The organism is Streptomyces sp. NBC_01089, assembly GCF_045162975.1.
In the GTDB taxonomy this organism is placed as follows: domain Bacteria; phylum Actinomycetota; class Actinomycetes; order Streptomycetales; family Streptomycetaceae; genus Streptomyces.
The window spans coordinates 3,984,494-4,001,891 of the sequence record NZ_CP108660.1; the positions used below are offsets into that span (position 1 = coordinate 3,984,494).

Annotated in this window: 16 protein-coding genes; 10 read left to right on the top strand and 6 right to left on the bottom strand. The window is 70.5% G+C overall.

Annotation, left to right across the window (positions count from 1 at the left end; genetic code table 11):
- Positions 1 to 278 precede the first annotated feature (278 nt).
- Together OG510_RS17610 and OG510_RS17615 are read left to right on the top strand one after the other, a co-directional pair.
- Complete coding sequence (locus OG510_RS17610; protein WP_406137930.1) at positions 279 to 1,040, top strand: sigma-70 family RNA polymerase sigma factor; 762 nt, start codon at positions 279 to 281, stop codon at positions 1,038 to 1,040.
- A 319-nt stretch (positions 1,041 to 1,359) separates the two neighbouring features.
- Entirely contained in the window at positions 1,360 to 1,584 is a 225-nt protein-coding gene (locus OG510_RS17615; RefSeq protein ID WP_406137931.1) for a hypothetical protein, read from the top strand.
- 101 nt (positions 1,585 to 1,685) lie between these two features.
- Here OG510_RS17615 and OG510_RS17620 read toward each other — a convergent pair whose 3' ends face one another.
- The gene (locus OG510_RS17620; RefSeq protein WP_406137932.1) at positions 1,686 to 3,050 is read right to left on the bottom strand and encodes an aminopeptidase C; all 1,365 of its coding nucleotides are present in this window, start codon (positions 3,048 to 3,050) and stop codon (positions 1,686 to 1,688) included.
- Between the two features lie 306 nt (positions 3,051 to 3,356).
- Between OG510_RS17620 and OG510_RS17625 the strand changes: the two genes are divergently transcribed.
- Positions 3,357 to 6,026, top strand: a complete 2,670-nt coding sequence (locus OG510_RS17625) for an ATP-binding protein (protein ID WP_406137933.1) — start codon at positions 3,357 to 3,359, stop codon at positions 6,024 to 6,026.
- Between the two features lie 52 nt (positions 6,027 to 6,078).
- Complete coding sequence (locus tag OG510_RS17630; protein ID WP_406142431.1) at positions 6,079 to 6,468, top strand: 6-pyruvoyl trahydropterin synthase family protein; 390 nt, start codon at positions 6,079 to 6,081, stop codon at positions 6,466 to 6,468.
- Positions 6,469 to 6,505: 37 nt separating this feature from the next.
- On the opposite strand, the gene OG510_RS17635 is transcribed toward OG510_RS17630, so the two are convergent.
- Together OG510_RS17635 and OG510_RS17640 are read right to left on the bottom strand one after the other, a co-directional pair.
- Positions 6,506 to 6,826, bottom strand: coding sequence for a hypothetical protein (locus OG510_RS17635; protein ID WP_406142432.1), 321 nt, complete (start codon positions 6,824 to 6,826; stop codon positions 6,506 to 6,508).
- A gap of 116 nt (positions 6,827 to 6,942) precedes the next feature.
- Positions 6,943 to 7,656 carry a TetR/AcrR family transcriptional regulator gene (locus OG510_RS17640; protein ID WP_406137935.1) on the bottom strand — a complete coding sequence of 238 codons (714 nt, stop codon included), beginning with the start codon at positions 7,654 to 7,656 and terminating at the stop codon, positions 6,943 to 6,945.
- Positions 7,657 to 7,754: 98 nt separating this feature from the next.
- Here OG510_RS17640 and OG510_RS17645 point away from each other — a divergent pair, with 98 nt between their 5' ends.
- A complete protein-coding gene (locus OG510_RS17645; protein WP_406137937.1) occupies positions 7,755 to 9,344 on the top strand; it encodes a hypothetical protein in 1,590 nt (529 codons plus the stop codon).
- Between the two features lie 82 nt (positions 9,345 to 9,426).
- On the opposite strand, the gene OG510_RS17650 is transcribed toward OG510_RS17645, so the two are convergent.
- Positions 9,427 to 9,876, bottom strand: a complete 450-nt coding sequence (locus OG510_RS17650) for a hypothetical protein (protein WP_406137939.1) — start codon at positions 9,874 to 9,876, stop codon at positions 9,427 to 9,429.
- A 207-nt stretch (positions 9,877 to 10,083) separates the two neighbouring features.
- The gene (locus OG510_RS17655) at positions 10,084 to 10,770 is read right to left on the bottom strand and encodes a TetR/AcrR family transcriptional regulator (RefSeq protein WP_406137940.1); all 687 of its coding nucleotides are present in this window, start codon (positions 10,768 to 10,770) and stop codon (positions 10,084 to 10,086) included.
- A 284-nt stretch (positions 10,771 to 11,054) separates the two neighbouring features.
- On the opposite strand from OG510_RS17655, the gene OG510_RS17660 reads away from it, so the two are divergent.
- The 3 genes from OG510_RS17660 to OG510_RS17670 all read left to right on the top strand — a co-directional run bounded on the left by OG510_RS17660 (position 11,055) and on the right by OG510_RS17670 (position 14,064).
- Complete coding sequence (locus OG510_RS17660) at positions 11,055 to 12,419, top strand: FAD-dependent oxidoreductase (RefSeq protein WP_406137942.1); 1,365 nt, start codon at positions 11,055 to 11,057, stop codon at positions 12,417 to 12,419.
- A gap of 129 nt (positions 12,420 to 12,548) precedes the next feature.
- On the top strand, positions 12,549 to 12,992 hold the full coding sequence (locus OG510_RS17665) for a MerR family transcriptional regulator (protein WP_406137943.1): 444 nt from the start codon (positions 12,549 to 12,551) through the stop codon (positions 12,990 to 12,992).
- Positions 12,993 to 12,999: 7 nt separating this feature from the next.
- Positions 13,000 to 14,064, top strand: a complete 1,065-nt coding sequence (locus OG510_RS17670; protein ID WP_406137945.1) for an aldo/keto reductase — start codon at positions 13,000 to 13,002, stop codon at positions 14,062 to 14,064.
- Between the two features lie 28 nt (positions 14,065 to 14,092).
- Here OG510_RS17670 and OG510_RS17675 read toward each other — a convergent pair whose 3' ends face one another.
- A complete protein-coding gene (locus OG510_RS17675; protein ID WP_406137946.1) occupies positions 14,093 to 14,662 on the bottom strand; it encodes a helix-turn-helix domain-containing protein in 570 nt (189 codons plus the stop codon).
- A 153-nt stretch (positions 14,663 to 14,815) separates the two neighbouring features.
- On the opposite strand from OG510_RS17675, the gene OG510_RS17680 reads away from it, so the two are divergent.
- Positions 14,816 to 15,943 carry an aryl-sulfate sulfotransferase gene (locus OG510_RS17680; RefSeq protein WP_406137948.1) on the top strand — a complete coding sequence of 376 codons (1,128 nt, stop codon included), beginning with the start codon at positions 14,816 to 14,818 and terminating at the stop codon, positions 15,941 to 15,943.
- Positions 15,940 to 17,364 carry a uracil-xanthine permease family protein gene (locus OG510_RS17685; protein WP_406137949.1) on the top strand — a complete coding sequence of 475 codons (1,425 nt, stop codon included), beginning with the start codon at positions 15,940 to 15,942 and terminating at the stop codon, positions 17,362 to 17,364. Before OG510_RS17680 ends, OG510_RS17685 begins: the two co-directional genes overlap by 4 nt.
- The last annotated feature ends 34 nt before the right edge of the window (positions 17,365 to 17,398 follow it).

The window sequence follows — 17,398 nt, forward strand, 5'->3', positions numbered from 1 at the left end:
AGCGGCAAGGCATCCCGAAGGACGTACGTACGCACCCGCACGCGACCGGTCAGGCGACCGGCCGCCCGCTGCCGTGCGTACGGCGCGCAGCCGTACGGCGCCGCCGCTTCCTTCGGGCACACCCGGGCCGACGGGCACGGGTGCCCCCTCACCGGAACCCCGGCTTCCCGTCCGCCGGGCCACGGCCGTGCCCGCCGGTCACGCGTGCACACGGCGGCCCGCGGCGGTACGGAGCGGCGCGGTGCGGTTCCGGAACGATCCGCAAAGGACACCAGGCGATGAAACCGACCCTGCCCGCCGAACCCGGCGGACCACGCGAACAACACCGTCCCCAGCCTGTGGAAACCGCCGAGCCGGCGCCGGGCCCCGGCCCACGGGCCGAACGGCTCGGGCCCGACGACGCGGCGTCCACCGGCTGGGCCCTGGCCGCGCGCGCCGGCGATCCGGCGGCAGCAGAGGCGTTCGTACGGGCTCTGCACCGCGACGTCGTGCGCTACGTCGCCCACCTCTCGGCCGACCCGCAGCTCGCCGAGGATCTCGCCCAGGACACCTTCGTACGGGCCCTGCGCAGCCTGCACCGGTTCGAGGGGCGGTCGTCGGCACGCACCTGGCTCCTGGCCATCGCACGCCGAGCCGTCGTCGACGACTTCCGCAGGGCGGCGGCACGCCCCCGGCTGAGCGACACCGACGACTGGCGCCGCGCCGTCGAACGGACCCAGCCCATCGGCCTGCCCGGCTTCGAGGAGGGCGTGGCGCTCCAGGAGCTGCTCGCCGCGCTGCCCCGTGAACGGCGTGAGGCGTTCGTCGCCACCCAACTCCTCGGGCTCCCCTACGCGGAGGTCGCGCGGGCGACCGGATGCCCGGTGGGGACGGTGCGCTCCCGGGTGGCCCGCGCACGGGCCGCCCTGACCGCTCAGCTCATCGAGAACGCGAACGAGAGCGAGAGCGGGAGCAAGGGCGAGGGCGAGAGCCGGGGCGAGGGCGAGAACCGGGGCGGGGGCGAGAACCGGGGCCGGAGCCTGCTCGGCGCGGCCGCCTGACGTACCGCACCACCCGTGGGGCCGCTCCTGACCGGAGCGGCCTCACGACACCGCCCCACCACCAACTCCCGCAACTCCCGCAACTCCCGCAACTCCCGCAACTCCCGCAACTCCCGCAACTCCCGCAACTCCCGCAACTCCCGCCAGGAGGAACCGAACCCCCCAGGTAGTCGTTGCGGAGGGCGCTGAAGTTCCCCTGTTCCGCGGTGGGCTGACACGCCCGCGGCGCGGGTCTGACCGCGGACGGGCCCGGGTATACAGGCCCCATTCCCGGCGCCGCCCCAGGGGCGGGGCCGATCACCTCCGGAAGGTGCGTGCGATGACCGACAACTCCATCGGCCTCGAACCCGTGGCCACGTTCTGCGGAAACTGCAACTGCGGCTGCCCCCAGCTCTTCGTCGACCCCGCGGCCGAAGAGGACCGCCGCATCGTCATCACCGACGACTTCGGCCAACGTGTCCAGATGAGCGCCGACCAGTTCGCGAACCTCGTCTCCGACGCGAAGACGGGCAAGCTCGACGCGGTAGCGGTCGCGGCAGCCTGACGGGCCGGCCGCGGAGGCCCCTGGGCCCGTCGGTGACGGCCAGGGGTCACTCGTCCTCCGCCAACTGCTCGTACTCGTACTACCCCGCCGTCTCGGTGTCCTCAGTCGGCGAGGGCTCCCATCGGGTCCCACGCCGGAAGGACGATCGGGGCTTCGTCGAGGGCCGCTGCCAGGTCCGGCGGCAGTGTCGAGCGGCGGACCGCGATCTCGAAGACGTGCTCGGCGAACCACGAGTCGTTCATCGTCCAGAAGCCCTTGTCGGCCTTCTCCTCGCCCCAGCTGTTCTCCACCCGCCAGCGGCGCGGGCTGCCGTCCACCACGTCCACGCCGGTGAACAGCATCGCGTGGGTCATCTGTGTGTCGTGGTGCAGCAGCCGGTCGGCCTTGTCCATGGTGAACGGAGCGTCGTAGACGGCCGCGTAGTCGAAGAGCGCCGCGTCCCAGACGCCGACGTCCCCGCGCATCATCTTGGCCACGTCACAGCCGAACCACACCGGCTCGCCGCCCACGATCGCGTCCATGGCCAGCTGCTTCAACAGGTCCACCTGCACATTCAGATAGACCACCGGCGGGGCTTCCACCACGTTGCCCAGATGCTCGACGGTGAAGGTGCGGCCGACCGGGCTGGACTCCCGCGGGTCGTGCACCAGACAGACGTACTCGTCCAGCGGGAGCCGCACATAGGAGGCCGCGAACTCCGCCGGGGTGAGCCAGCCGTCGCGGTGGAACTCCTTGTCCTTGTCCTCCCACTGCCACAGGAACCGCTGCGGCGGCGTGCCGAGATGGATGCTGAGCACCCGGTGGACGACCTCAAGCACCTCGCGCTTGCGCTCCCGCTGGGCCTCTGCGCCCTGGGCCGCCTGCGCGCGCAGGTCACGGGCGCCCTGGCGGAGCAAGGTCTCCAGGTCCCGGTTCATCGACCGGGTCGCGGATGAGCTGTGCGTCTCCGGCATGGCCGACTTGGGGACCAGGCCGTGCTTGGCGACCAGCGCCACGAACATGTTCCACTGCCCGCCGTCGCTGATCGGGTCCGACAGCACATGGGCCACCGTGCGGTCGTCCACGTCCCGGTCCGAGGTCTCGATGACCGTCTCCAGGAAGTGGTTCGCACGCTCGAACTTGTCCCACCAGAGCAGGTAGTTCTGGGAGAACTCGAAGTCCTTCATCCCCAGCGCCTGGGCGGCCCCGACCCGCAGCAGGTTGAGCCCGGCGAACAGCCAGCAGCGCCCGCTCTGCTTCTGGTTGGTGACTTTCCAGTCGTCCAGGTGATGGGAGACCGAGTGGTCGATGCCGGTCAGGACGCGGCGGTCCAGGGCGACATCGTCCACGGGTGTCCGGGTGACGGCGTTCTGCATCAGGCGGTTCGCCGGGCGGGCGGCGAACTCCTTGTCGAAGTATTCGAGTTGCTCCGGCATCAGACTGCGGTTCATGCTGCCCGAGCGGGAGTCGTCGTTTCCGAAGGTCACGGCGGTCTGCCTCCAGTTCCCAATGCTCCCGAGAGGAGCGATCCTTCACCGTCGCACGGCCGTTCGGGCGAGTCAACGGAGTCAGCCGTGGACCGGTGGCGGACCGGTGGTGTGCATGGAGCAGATGCCCCGGAGACAGGACCCGGCATCTGGCCTCGCAGGCCATGGCCAGTGGCAGGATCTCACTCTCGCATGCGCGATCACCGTGTTCTACTGTGGCCGCTTACGTGCGTTGAGTGACGAAAGGTGTCGGAGTGGCCGCTCCGGCAGGTACAGAGTGAACCTACGGGGGCTGTCGTGCAGGCCATGTTCGTCGACCGGACCGAACCTATGGAAGAGCTGCGCTCCCTGGTCCTGGGGCTGGCCGAGGGGCGCGGGGGTGCACTGCTGGTCGAGGGCGCCTCAGGCATGGGCAAGACCTCATTGATCAGTGAGTTCGTCCGGCGTACTTCCACTTCGGCCCCGAGGGCACACCCGTGCCGGGTCATCACCGCGCGCTGTCACCCGTGCATCGGCCCTGGAGTGCTGTACGGCCCGATCATCGACATCCTGGTGAAGCTGGATGCCCAGACAGGACGCAGCCGCTTCAAGCAATTGTTGGGCACAGCGGGACGGAGCGCTGCTCGTTCACTGCCGGATCTGCTGTCAGCCCTGGTGCCGGGGCTCGGCCAGGTACTGAAAATGGGCCGTGACGTGACCGAGGCCGCGCTCAGTTCGGGTTCCATGCCGTTCGACTCACTGTTGCCCTTCCAACAGAGTGTTGCCATCCAAATCGTCGACGCGGTACTCAAGCTCACGGAGTCGGGGCCGCCCACGGTCCTCACGATCGACGACGTCCAGAACATCGACTCCAGCAGCTTGCTGGTACTGGACCGGCTGCTGCGTATGCTGCCCGGCTCCTCCATCGCTCTCGTCCTCAGCCATGCCACCGGTGAGACGCTCGACGGAGCGGCCGAGAGTACCCGCGAGCTGCTGCGGCTGTGGGAGAGCGAAGGGCTGGTCCGCTCCCACTCACTGAGCGGGCTCCCGGACGACGCGATCGCGGAACTCGTCCGCCACCACTGCCCCACCGCACCGCCGGCCCTGCCGACGCACCTGAGCTCCCTCACCGCCGGTCACCCCATCTTTGTACGCCTGTGTCTGGACGAATGGCAGCCCGAGCACGGCGACCGGATCCTGCTCCCGCAGAGCGTCGAGCGGGTCGTCAAGGACCGGATGCGGCGCCTGCCGCCCGACGACCAGCTACTCCTGGTGACCGCGGCCACCCAAGGACCGACGTTCCTGTCCCGTACCGTCGCCACTGCCATGGACCTTCCTGACGAAGAGACGATGGAACGTCTGCGCCGCATCGCTGAGGACCATCAGCTGATTACCCGGGGCCGGCGCCCCGACTGGGCAAGCCGCGACCCTTCGGACTGCTATCGGTTCCAGCACCTGGCCTTGTGGAACGTGCTCTATCACCATCAGCAAACCGATCAGCAGCGCCGCAGCCGGCATGCTCGTATCGCCCGGGCCCTGGCCGAACAGAGCGGCGTCGCTTCGGCCCACTTGGAGCGACGCCTGGAGATCGCTCGTCACCTGGAGGAAGGCGGCCAGGAGTGCGCTGCCGAGTCGGCCACCGCGCACTACGCCCTGGCCCGCTCCGCCGCCATCGACGGCTTGTCCTTCGCCGAGGCCGAACGGCACTGCGAGAAGGCCATCCGCACCGCCCGCAAGCTCCCCGACGGCACCCCCGGTCGTGATCGTCGACTGGCGGAAGCGATTGAACTGTTGTTGTCACTGACCGAGGTGCGCTGGCGCGGTGAGTCCGCAGGCGGACCTTTGATCGACGCCCTCGCAGCAGAGGCCGAACAGGCTGCCTCCCGGTGTGCCGCGCCCGAGCTCGTGGCCCGTACAACCCTGCTACGCGGCAAGACCCTCATGGCCACCAAGGGACTGGTGCCGGGCCTGGGCAAACTCAGCGATGCTGTGAAGATCGCAGAGCAGCAGGACGACCCGGTCGCCCTGTTCGTCGCCAAGGTCGAGTACGGCCGCCAGGTGTCCAAGCGCAACCTCACCGATGGCCTGGCCCAGCTCCAGCAGGCCGAAGAGCTGTACGCCTCCGATCCCCGGCTCGGTGCGAGCGGCGACCCTGTCCTTCAGCACGCCCGCAACCTGAATGAGATGCAACTGGGCATCACCCTGTTCGATGACGGCCGCCCCGAGCAGGCCCTGACCCGTCTGGCGCGTTGCACCGACCGTCTGCGCATGGAGCCGCTCAACGTCGAACTTCCGATCGCACTCAACTACTTGGCGCAGGTACGCACCGGGCTCGGCCAGTTCGACGAAGCGGAACGCATCCTGCATGAGGCGCGCGGCGCCGAGGCCGAGCGCGGTGGGGACAGCGGCTGGCACGCCTACAACACCGCGCTGCTCGCCCAGCTCCTCACCTCCGATCCCCGCCGCCGCGGCGAATGCCTGACATTGATCGAGGAGGCCTGGCTGGAAACGGAACGCACCTGGCTCATCAACCTCGTCCCCATCGTGCGCAACCTTTACGCCCAGGTCGTCCTGGACACGGCTGACAACAACCCCCATGCCTTGGAGACCGTCCACCGCCTGGCGACGGACACCGTCGTCGAAACCCGTCGCACCGGTATGGTGCGCAGCGAGATCGCCGCTATGGGGCTGTCCACGCAAGTACATCTCCTGCAAGGAGACTTGGCGACGGCGGTCGCATATGCACGCGACGCGGTCCGGCTTCTGGAGCAGACCGGCGACATGCCGGCACTGCGCAGCGAGGAAATTCTCTTCCACGCGGCCCGCGCCCTGCGCGCCGCGGGATCCGAGGCCGAAGCCCGTGATCTCCTCGGCCGTGCCCGCATCAAGGTGGCACAGAAGGGCGCCACTATCACTGACCCCGCGTTGCGTAACAGCTTCCTCATCAACGTCCCACTCAACCGAGCCATCATGCTCAGCGACCCGGAGAGCGAGTAACCCGCTGATGCCATACGAGAACGGCACGCCACTTGCGGAGCTGAGGCTGCACATGGCGGGGAAGCTGACCATCACCAAGGAGTTCCACTTCTCCGCCAGCCACGTTCTGGACAGACTCCCCAGCTGGCACAAGTGCGCACGGCTGCACGGCCACAACTACGTCGTCATCATGGAACTCTCCGCGCCTTCGTCCGGTCTGACCGAGGCCGGCTTCGTCCGCGACTACGGCGACCTGGATGGGTTCAAGAAGTGGATGGACGACACCGTCGACCACCGCCATCTCAACGACGTCATGGACATCTCCCCGTCCGCCGAGCATCTCGCCCTGTGGATCTACAGCGAGTGGGTCGAAAAGTACCCCGAACTCGTGGCTGTCTGGGTCTCGGAAACCCCCAAGACATGGGCCATCTACCGGCAGGAAGATTCCGACGAGAGCGCCTAGCACTCCGGCGCGCAGTCCACACGAGCTGCGGTGAGCCCTACGCGGTGCCGGGACCGTCGATGAAGCCCAGCAGCACGGCCGCCTCCGCGCGCAGCCGCGCGGCCCGGTCGGCGTGTGCGGGTGACGTCAACTGCGCTGCGGCGTCCAGCCGTTCGGCGGCCTCGGCGCGCACGATCTGCACCGCGTCGCTCTCACTCAGCTCACGCCGTGCCGCTTCGGTCACGCCGACCCCGACCGGCGACTGCTCCAGTGCAAGGCCCCGCAGCCCGGCCTCGCCCACCGGCACCGCCTCGGCGTTGTCCAGCGCGGCGAGCGTGGAGCGCAGGGCGCTCACCGCGGCCTTGTCGCGGGCGCGCATCGCTTCCGGCAGTGCTTGACGCATACGGAGACGCAGAGACATGCCGGTGACCCTATGCCGACGCCCCTGGGCCCACAACGCGATATACGGGACAACTCGATATACGGGCAGCGCCGTCAGAAGCCCGCTTCCGCGCCGATGAGCAGGTGCCAGGGCCAGCTGTCGTCGGTGACCGGCTCCGCGGCGTGGGGGAGGAGGTCCCTGGTGGCCCCGGAGACGGGGGCGAGCAGTATGCCGACGGTGGTGTCGACGAGTTGGGCGGCGAGCAGCGCCACCCGCCGCGCGTCGTCCGGGCTGCCGGGTGCCACGGTGTGCTCGCACGCGGCCAGTGCGCGGACCGTGAGCATCATCGCCAGGGCGAGGCGGGTGCGCAGCACGGGGCCCGGGAGGCCGTCCAGCAGCTGGGCGATCTCGGTGAAGACGGTCTGCACGCTCTGCGTCGCCATGGGGTCGGCGTGCACCAGAGCACCGATCCAGGGAGGTGTGGACACCCGGGCGAGGAAGCGCGCGTAGTGGCTGTCGCCGTCGACCGTCTCGGCCAGCGGGCGGATGAGCACGTCGGCCAGTTCCTCCAGGGCCGGTCGGTCCCCTCGCTCGTGCAGGGCGTCCAGCAGGCGCTGACGGTGGGCGTTCACCTCTCCTGTGTGCCGTTCGAAGATCTCCCGGACCAGTTGTTCCTTGGTGCCGAAGTGGTACTGGGCCGCCGACTTGTTGCGCTGGCCCGACGCGGTGGTGATCTCCCTGAGCGAGACGGCATCGATACCCCGCTCGGCGAACATCCGCAGCGCCACTTCGGCCATGACCTCGCGTGTGGTGCTCCCTCTCGCCATGAACCCATACTAAGACACCTACCTTAATAAGGCGCGTACCTTAATAAGGCTCCTGCCTTCATCACCGAATGTCAGAACGCCAGGGAAGGACCACGCAGATGTTCCCCACCCCCAAGTGGCGCCGCGCCGCGATACCGGCCGCCTCTCTCGCGGCCGCCGCACTGGCACTGGCCGTCGCCGCCCCCGCGCAGGCCGTACCGCTGCCGACCGGCCCCGGCATGGGTCAGGTGCCACGCTTCACCGGCCACGCCGCCACCCCTCGCCCGGTACCGGGCAGCGAGATCCACAACCCCTTCATGGCGCAGGACGGGCGAAGCGCCATGCACGGCGACAGTTACGCGAGCAACACCCAGCCCCAGAACGGCCCCCTGGGAAACAGCCCCGGGGTGAACAGCTCCAGCAAGGTCACCGACCCCAAGGATCCGGCCCAGTGCGCGACGGCCACCTTCCTGCGCAACGGGCTGATGGTCCTCAACTGCGGTGGCGCCTCGCACCACCCGACCCTGCGGCTGGAGGACCCCGCCACCCTCAAGGACCTGGCCTCCTACCCGCTCCCGGTGCGGCCCTCCACCTACCGGGCGGCCGCGACCCACAACCCCGCCCTGATGTTCTCCGACACCTCGGGCTCCTACTACTACCTGGACAACCAGGACCGGATCGTCATCGCTGGCGCCGACCAGCACATCCAGCGGCTGACCGTACATCGCACCCGCTCCGGGCACTGGGAGTTCGAGCAGGCCGACAGCTGGGACCTGCGCCCGTACCTGCCGCACTCCTGCGCCACCGCCGCCGACCCCGACCCGAAGGGCGAGTGCGACCCGGTCACCGCGGTCCAGGCGGACTACCACGGCCTGATGTGGTGGGTCAGCGACCACGGCCGCGTCGGCACGGTCGACCCGGACACCGGCGCGGTCAGGACGACCGGCCTCCCGGGCGAGCAGATCGAGAACTCTTTCTCCACCGGCCCGGACGGCGCCTTCATCGCCACCGACCACGCCCTCTACAAGATGCACGCGGCGCCGGACGGCACCCCGCGCACCGACTGGCGCGAGACGTACGACCGCGGCACGCGCACCAAGCCCGGCCAGATCAACCAGGGCACCGGCGCCACCCCCGCGCTGCTGGGCAACGGCTACGTCGGCATCACCGACAACGCCGACCCCCGCATGCACGTCCTGGTCTACAAGCGCGGCAACCACGTCAAGGACAGCCGCCTGGTCTGCTCCGTCCCCGTCTTCCGGCCCGGCGCCGGTGCCACCGAGAATTCGCTGACCGCCTGGGGCAACGGCTTCTCGGTGGAGAACGACTACGGCTACGCGTCCGTCCAGAACACCCAGGGCGGCAGGAGCACCCCGGGCGGCATCACCAAGATCGAGGTCAACAAGGCGGGCACCGGCTGCAAGGTCGCCTGGACCAGCCCGGAACAGTCCCCCACCGTCGTCACCAAACTGTCCCGCTCCAACGGCCTGCTTTACGCCTACTCCAAGCCGTCCGACAGCAAGGGAACCGACGCCTGGTACCTCAGCGCCATCGACTGGCGCACCGGCAAGACCCGTTTCCGCACCCTGACCGGGACCGGTGACGCGTACAACAACAACTGGTCCCCCATCACCCTCGGCCCCGACGGATCCGCCTACATCTCCACCTACGGCGGTGTCGTCCGCGTCCACGACAGGACCGGACGGTAGGCCCCCGCACCCGGCAGACCACGGGAAAGCCCCGGGCCGGTGGCCCGGGGCTTTCCGGCTGAGCCGCTGAGCTGTCCACGGCTCACCGCAGCGGCGCCCTGGAGTGGTCCGTGAGGAGGGACCAGATCACGAAGACGCCGATCGCGATGGCGATGAACGCCCAGATGGGCTGGTACGGCAGCCACATGAAGTTCGCGATGATGCTGAGACCGGCCATGACGACGCCGAGCCAGCGGGCCCACGGGGCGCCCTTGAGGATGCCGAGGCCGGTGAGGATCAGCAGGACGCCGATGGCCAGGTGGATCCAGCCCCAGGCCGTCAGGTTGAACTTGTAGCTGTAGTGGCCGACATGGGTGTAGACGTTGTTCTTCGCGATGCCGACGACGCCGTTGAGCACCGCCAGGACGCCGTCCACGAACAGCAGCACACCGGCGAACAGGGTTCCACCGGTCGCCCACGCGCTGCCGTCGCCTCGGCCGGGCTGCGTGGGGCGGGGTGTCGGGGCCCCGGAAGGGGCTGCGGGCTGAGCCATGAGAGCCTCCTTCGCCGGGTCATCGGGCTGAACCGGCGTCGGTCTGTACGCTCCGCTTGCACGGCCCGTGCCACCAGGCGGGCGGGGCCATTCGGGTGAACCGTTCCGTCATGGCCCGGCCGTCAGGTCGGCCCGGCCGTCACCTCCGCCCGGCCATCACGTCCGCCCGGCCGTCAGGTCTGTCCAGCCATCACCTCCGCCCGACCATCACACCCGCCCGGCCATCGCGTCCGCCCACGGTCCCGCGACCGCCGAGCCGAGGTTGTCCAGGCATCTGTCGACGCAGTGCAGCAGAGTGTCGAGGTCATGAGCGTCGAGGTCATGGCTGCCCCCGGACCGCCAGGTGCGGACGGCGACCGTCAGGGCGCAGGCGTGCACCGACACCAGGAGCTGCGGCCGCGGGTCGGCCGGGTCCGCCAGGTGCTCGCGTGCGGCGAGGATCCCGGCGAGCGCGTCCTGCTCGCTCAGCAGGACGTGGTGCAGGGAGGCGAGCAGGCCCGGGGTGACCGCCACGATGTGCAGTACGGCGAGACAGACCGGCGTGGAGCGGTACGCGGGAAAGGCCCCCGCCACCTCGGTCAGCGCCCGGCGGGTGGCTTCGCGCAGGGCGGCCGACGGGGACTCGTCCGGGGGCCTGCGGTCCAGCTCGCGCACGGTGAGTACGGCCATCTCCCGGAACACCGCGAGCAGCACGTCCTCCTTGCCCGTGAAGTAGCGCAGCAGTGTGCGCTTGGACACCCCGGCCGCCGCCGCGATGTCGTCCAGCGTGGTGCGGTCGAAGCCCCGGGAGCCGAACAGGTCGAGGGCCGCGTGGCAGAGGGCGTCGCGGGTCCGGAGCTTCTTGCGGGCGCGCAGGCCGGCGGACGCGGTGCGTACGGCCGGGCTGGGTAGCATACGGGGTTCCTCCTGGGCGGGGACGGGCGTACCGGCGGCCCGGTCCGTACCGTGGGCAGCCAGGGGATTCTGTCACCTGGTGCCATATGCTTTCGGGTGACACGCCTGTCCGGCTCCCGGCGGCAGGGGTGGCATCGATCCCGTCAGGGGATCCCCAGGTGGACCGGACGTGGGGGTCATGACTGTGGGGGCCGCAGGCCCTTCGACCGCCGCCGCCCGTTGCCCGCCGCCGTCCGGCGGGCCTGTCGGTCCGTCTGTCCGCGTTGCCTGGAGGAACGTCCCGTATGTCTCGTCCCATCCGTGTCGCGATCGTCGGTGCCGGTCCGGCCGGCATCTACGCCGCCGACGCCCTGCTGAAGTCCGAGGCCGCCCAGGCCCCGGGTGTCTCCATCGACCTGTTCGAGCGGATGCCCGCACCGTTCGGGCTGATCCGTTACGGGGTCGCCCCCGACCACCCACGGATCAAGGGCATCATCACCGCTCTGCACAAGGTGCTGGACAAGCCGCAGATACGCCTCTTCGGCAATGTGGACTACCCGAGCGACGTCACCCTGGACGACCTGCACCGCTTCTACGACGCCGTCGTCTTCTCGACCGGCGCCATGGCGGACCGCGCCCTGGACATCCCGGGGATGGAGCTGGAGGGCTCGTTCGGCGCCGCGGACTTCGTGTCCTGGTACGACGGCCACCCGGACGTGGAGCGGACCTGGCCGCTGGAGGCCGAGAAGGTCGCCGTCCTCGGCGTCGGCAATGTCGCCCTGGACGTCGCACGGATCCTCGCCAAGACCGCCGACGAGCTGCTGCCCACCGAGATCCCGCCGAACGTGCACGCCGGGCTGCAGCGGAACAAGGCCGTCGAGGTCCATGTCTTCGGCCGGCGCGGGCCCGCGCAGGCGAAGTTCAGCCCGATGGAGCTGCGCGAGCTCGACCACTCGCCGAACATCGAGGTCGTGGTCAACCCCGAGGACATCGACTACGACGAGGGCTCGATCGCCACCCGCCGGGGCGACAAGCAGGCCAACATGGTCGCCTCCACCCTGGAGAACTGGGCCATCCGCGACACCGGCGACCGGCCGCACAAGCTCTTCCTGCACTTCTTCGAGTCCCCGCAGGAGATCATCGGCGAGGACGGGCGCGTGGCCGGGCTGCGTACCGAGCGCACCGAGCTCGACGGCACCGGCAACGTCCGGGGCACCGGCCGCTTCACCGACTGGGACGTCCAGGCCGTCTACCGTGCGGTCGGCTACCGCTCGGACGAGCTGCCCAAGCTGCCCTTCGACGTGACCTCGGGCACCGTCCCGCACGAGGCCGGGCGCGTGCTGGCCGCCGACAGCAGCCACCAGACCGCCGTCTACGTCACGGGCTGGATCAAGCGCGGCCCCATCGGTCTCATCGGCCACACCAAGGGCGACGCCAACGAGACCGTGGCCTGCCTCCTCGACGACCACGCCGCCGGGCGGCTGCCCGGCGCCACGCTGCCGGATCCGGATGCCGTGACCGGCTTCCTCAAGGAGCGCGGTGTCCGGTACACGACGTGGGACGGCTGGTACCGGCTCGACAGCCATGAGCGGAGCCTGGGCACCGCGGAGGGCCGCGAGCGGGTGAAGGTCGTCGAGCGCGAGGACATGCTCCGCCACAGCGGCGCCTGACCGTACGCGGGGCGGGCCGGGGCGGGGGGCCGCGCCCGCGGCCCGGCCGGGCGGGCCGCGCCACAGGCACACCGGAGTACTCGATCAATTGCTTGCTTCGAGTGCACTTGAGGGTTCTAGCCTTACGGCATGACGGTGACCGAGAGTCCTCCCGTAAACACCCCGCCCGTTCCCGCCCAGCCGCTTCCCGGCCGCCAGGACCGCTACACGATCAGCCAGGTCGCGGCGTTCACCGGGCTCAGCGCCCACACGCTGCGGTGGTACGAGCAGATCGGCCTGATGCCGGAGGTGGAGCGCTCGCACAGCGGTCAGCGGGTCTTCAGCGGCGCGGACCTGGAGTGGCTCTCCTGCGTGGCCAGACTGCGGCTGACCGGAATGCCGGTCGCGGTCATGGTCCGTTACGCGGAGCTGGTCCGCCGGGGCGCCACCGCCGACGGCGAGCGACGGGAGATCCTGGAGCAGACCCGGCACGACGTCGTCGCGCGCATCGCGGAGCTGCAGGACACCCTCATCGAGATCGACTCCAAGATCGACTGCTGTCAGGGCGCCCGCCGGACGCCGGAAAGGGCCTGAACCCACCATGAGCGACACCACGAGCAGCTCCACCGCCGGCACCACCGCCGTCAGCCCCACCGAACAGATCCGCAAGGTCGAGCTGGGCACCGGCGGCCCCCTCGTCGGCGTCCAGGGCTTCGGTGCCATGGGCATCAGCGCCGCCTACGGGGAGACCGACACCGCGGCGGCCCGCGACGCCCTGGAGGCCACCGTCGAAGCGGGCGTCACCCTCATCGACACCGCCGACATGTACGGCCTCGGTGCCAACGAGGAGTTCCTCGCGCCGTTCGTCGCCGCGCACCGCGACGAGATCACCCTGGCCACCAAGTTCGCCTTCGAGTACCGCGCCGACGACCCGTCCTACCGGGCCATCCGCAACGACCCGGCGTACATCAGGACGGCCGTCGAGGCGAGCCTGCGCCGTCTGGACGTCGAGGTCATCGACCTCTACTACATGCACCGCCGCGACCCCGCCGTCCCGTTCGCCGAGTCCGTCGGCGCCCTGGCCGAACTGGTGCGGGAGGGCAAGGTCAAGCACCTCGGCCTGAGCGAGGTCACGGGCGCCGAGCTGCGCGAGGCACACGCCGTGCACCCGATCACCGCCCTGCAGTCGGAGTGGTCGGTCTTCAGCCGGGACGTCGAGCGCAGCGCGGTGGGCGCCGCCGCCGAGCTGGGGGTGGCGTTCGTGCCGTACTCACCGCTCGGCAGGGGGCTGCTGACCGGCACCATCACCGGCTCCGACCAGGAGCTGTCCGGTGACGACTTCCGGCAGTTGCTGCCGCGCTTCACGGGCGACAACGCCAGGGCGAACGCCGCGCTGCTGGCTCCCCTGCACAGGATCGCGGCCGAACACGGCGCCACCACCGCGCAGATCGCGCTGGCCTGGGTGCAGCAGCGGGCCGTGACGCACGGTCTGACCGTGGTGCCGATCCCCGGCACCCGCAAGCGCAGCCGCCTCCTGGAGAACGCGGCGGCCACCCGGATCGTGCTGACCGCCGACGAACTGGCGCTCCTCGAACCGATCTCCGGCCAGGTGGCGGGCGACCGCTACGCGGACATGTCCATCACGTCCGTGGGCCGCGAGGCGTAAGGCGTCCGTGGGCGTACGGCCCGCGGATTCACCCGCCGGGCCCGGCCGACATGACCTCGACATGGTCGGCGACGGCCACCAGCAGCACCCGGGTGCCTTCCTCGCGCGCCCGCCAGCGGTGGCGCACCCCGCCGGTGAGGAACAGCGTGTCGCCCCGGCCCAGTTGGTAGGTACGGCCTTCTGCCTCGACCTCGGCGCTGCCGTCGGCGACGTACATCAACTCGTCGTTTCGGTGCTCGAATTCGCGGCTCTCGTCGTGGTCCCCGGTGAACTCCAGCGCGTGCATCTGCTGGTGACCGCGGACCAGCGGGCGCACCCGCGCCGCCGCGTCGAGGCCGGGGTCGGCGTCGGCGCGTACGACATCGACCCGGCGCGGGGAGTCGGCGGCGGCCAGGAGCTGTACGGCCGTGGTCTCCAGCGCGTCCGCGATGAGCTGCAGCGAACGCATGCTGGGCCGGGCCCGGTTGTTCTCGACCTGGCTGAGGAAAGGCGACGAGAGGCCGCTGAGCGCGGCGACATCGGCGAGGGTGAGATCCAGGTCCCTGCGCCGCCTGCGGATGCCGGGCCCGATCCGGAGGGCGGGCGATTCGGCTGTCACGTCGTGTTCCCTCCTCCGCTGTCCGCTGTACCGCTCCCCATCATCCCGTAAGCCGCCGAGGGCTTCGTACGCCCTTCACAGTGCCGCAACACTCCCTCGCTAGCTTCTTAAGGAGATTGACCACATCAAAGAAACTTTCATCAGGAGGGCCGCATGTCACCGGTCGACCAGAACACGCGCCGCCGCCGCGGCACCGGTCTGATCGCTCTCGACCCCGACGCGTCCGAGGGCGGCTACACCCTCTTCGCCCCGCTCACCGGCACCGGTGAGGTGTATCTGATCGATCTGCACGGCACGGTCGTGCACGAGTGGAAGCTGCCCTACCGGCCCGGCCGGCACGCGCGCGTCCTCCCGAACGGGAACCTCGCCTACAACGGCGTACTCCCCGACGAGCCGGCCCTCTTCCCCATGTGGCACAAGTACCGGGGCGGTGTGCTGCTCGAAGCCGCCCCGGACGGCACCGTCCTGCGCGAGTACCGCGACCCGCTCCAGCACCACGACGCCCACCACCTGGGCGACGGCGGCATCCTCTACACCGCGCTCGAACCCCTGCGGGGCGCGGACGCGGACGCCGTACGGGGCGGCGTGCCAGGGTCGGAGGCCGACGGCACCGTCTGGGCGGACACGATCAGAGAGGTCGGCGCCGACGGCTCCGCACGCTGGTCGTGGCGGGCCGCCGAGCACCTCGGCCGCGAGGAGTACCCGCTGCACCCCGACTACGCGCGCGAGCACTGGCCCCTGATCAACAGCGTCACCCCGCTCGCCGACGGCAACATCCTGGCCAGCCTGCGCAGCGTCTCGGCCGTCGTCGTCATCAGCCGCGAGACCGGCGAGATCCTCTGGCGGACCGCGCCGGGCACCGTGTCGCAGCAGCACGCGCCGACCGAGCTGGCCAACGGCGATCTGCTCGTCTTCGACAACGGGGTCTTCCGGCCGGGCTCCGACGTCCCGTACACCCGGGTCATCGAGATCGAGCGGGCGTCGGGGAAGATCGTGTGGGAGTACCACGACCCGGCCAGGGAGTCGTTCTTCGCGCCGTTCATGGGCAGCGCGCAGCGCCTCGCGGGCGGCAACACACTCGTCACGGACTCTCCCGCGGGCCGGCTGTTCGAGGTGACGCCCGAGGGATATCTGTGCTGGGAGTACGTCGTCCCGTACTTCGGCGGATACCGGGAGTCCGAGGTGCGCGGCCTGTTCCCGTCCGAGCCCAACGCCGTTTTCCGCGCCTACCGTTACACCGCCGCCGAGCTGCCCTGGCTGGACGCGGGAGCCACCCCGTGACCACCGCGGATCCGGCGCCCCGGCAGGTCCACGCCGTCGACGAGCGGCTGCCGCTGCGCCGGCTGGCCCCGCTGTCCGCGCAGCACGTGCTGGTCATGGTGGCCTCGCCCGTCTCGACGGTGTTCCTGACCGGCCAGGCGCTCGGCCTCGGCCCCGGGCGGACCGCTTCCCTGCTCAGCGCCGTGCTCGTGCTGTGCGGCGCGGGCACGCTGCTGCAGTCGGTCGGGGTGTGGAAGATCGGGGTGAGGCTGCCGTTCGTGATGCTGCCGGGCGGGGCGGCTACGGCACTGTTCCTCCAGACAGCCAAGGACCACGGACCGGCCACCGCGACCGGTGCGGTCGTCCTGGCCGCGGCGCTGCTCTGCGCCGTACTGCCGTTCTACGCACGGGTCGTGCGGCTCTTCCCCCCGCTGGTCATGGGGGTCGCCGTGCTGCTGATCGGCGTCGGCATGATCAAGGTCGGCGCACAGCTGATCACCGGTCAGGCGGGGACCGCCGGGTACGCGGCGCCGTCGGCTGTGCTGCTGGCCGCCGCGACCATCGGCTGCACGCTGCTGCTCCTGCTGCTGCTCCGCGGGGTCTGGCGGCAGACGGCGGTGCTGTTCGGGATGGGCGCGGGAACCCTCGTCGCCGTCACGACGGGTCTCGGCCGCTTCACACCGCCGGGCGACGGCGGCGGTGGCCTGGCTCTCCCGCGTCTCCTGCCGTACGGGGCACCGCACTTCGATGTGCTTGCCGCGCTGCCGCTGCTGGTCTTCAGCCTCACCACCCTGGCGGAGATCACCGGCCAGACCGTCCTGAACAGCGAGACGGTGGGCCGGACCGCCGACCCGGGACGCGATGTGCCGCGCGTGGCCGGGACCGATGCGCTGGTCTCGCTCCTCGGCGGGCTGTTCGGTACGTCGCTGCTCGTGACCAGTTCGGAGAACATCGGGATCGTCCGGCTGACCGGGGTCCGCAGCCGCTTCGTCACGGCGGGGGCGGGCGCCCTGCTCGTCGTGGTGGGTCTGCTCGCGCCCCTCTCCCGGATGCTGGCCGGGATACCGGCGCCGGTCGTCGGGGGATCGTCGCTGGTGATCTACGGGATCATCGCCGTCATGGGCATCGACATGCTGGCCCGTACCGCACCCGGCGCGCCGGCCAACTCCACGGTGATCGCCCTGGCCCTCACCGCCGGACTGCTGCCGGTGGTCGCCCCGGACATCTACCAGGGCTTCCCCGGCTGGGCCCGGACGGTCCTGGGCAGCGGCGTGGTGGCGGGCACCCTCACCGCGGTCCTGCTCCACCCGCTCTTCCGGCGTCTCGCCGAACCGGACGGCGGTAACGGCGGTAGTGGCGGTAGTGGCGGTAACGGCGATACCGGCGGTAGTGGCCGTACGACGGAAGCCGCCGCCGTACCGGGCACGGGCCCCGGAGCCTGACCCGACCGGCCGGGTGCCGGGCGGCGTTGCCCCG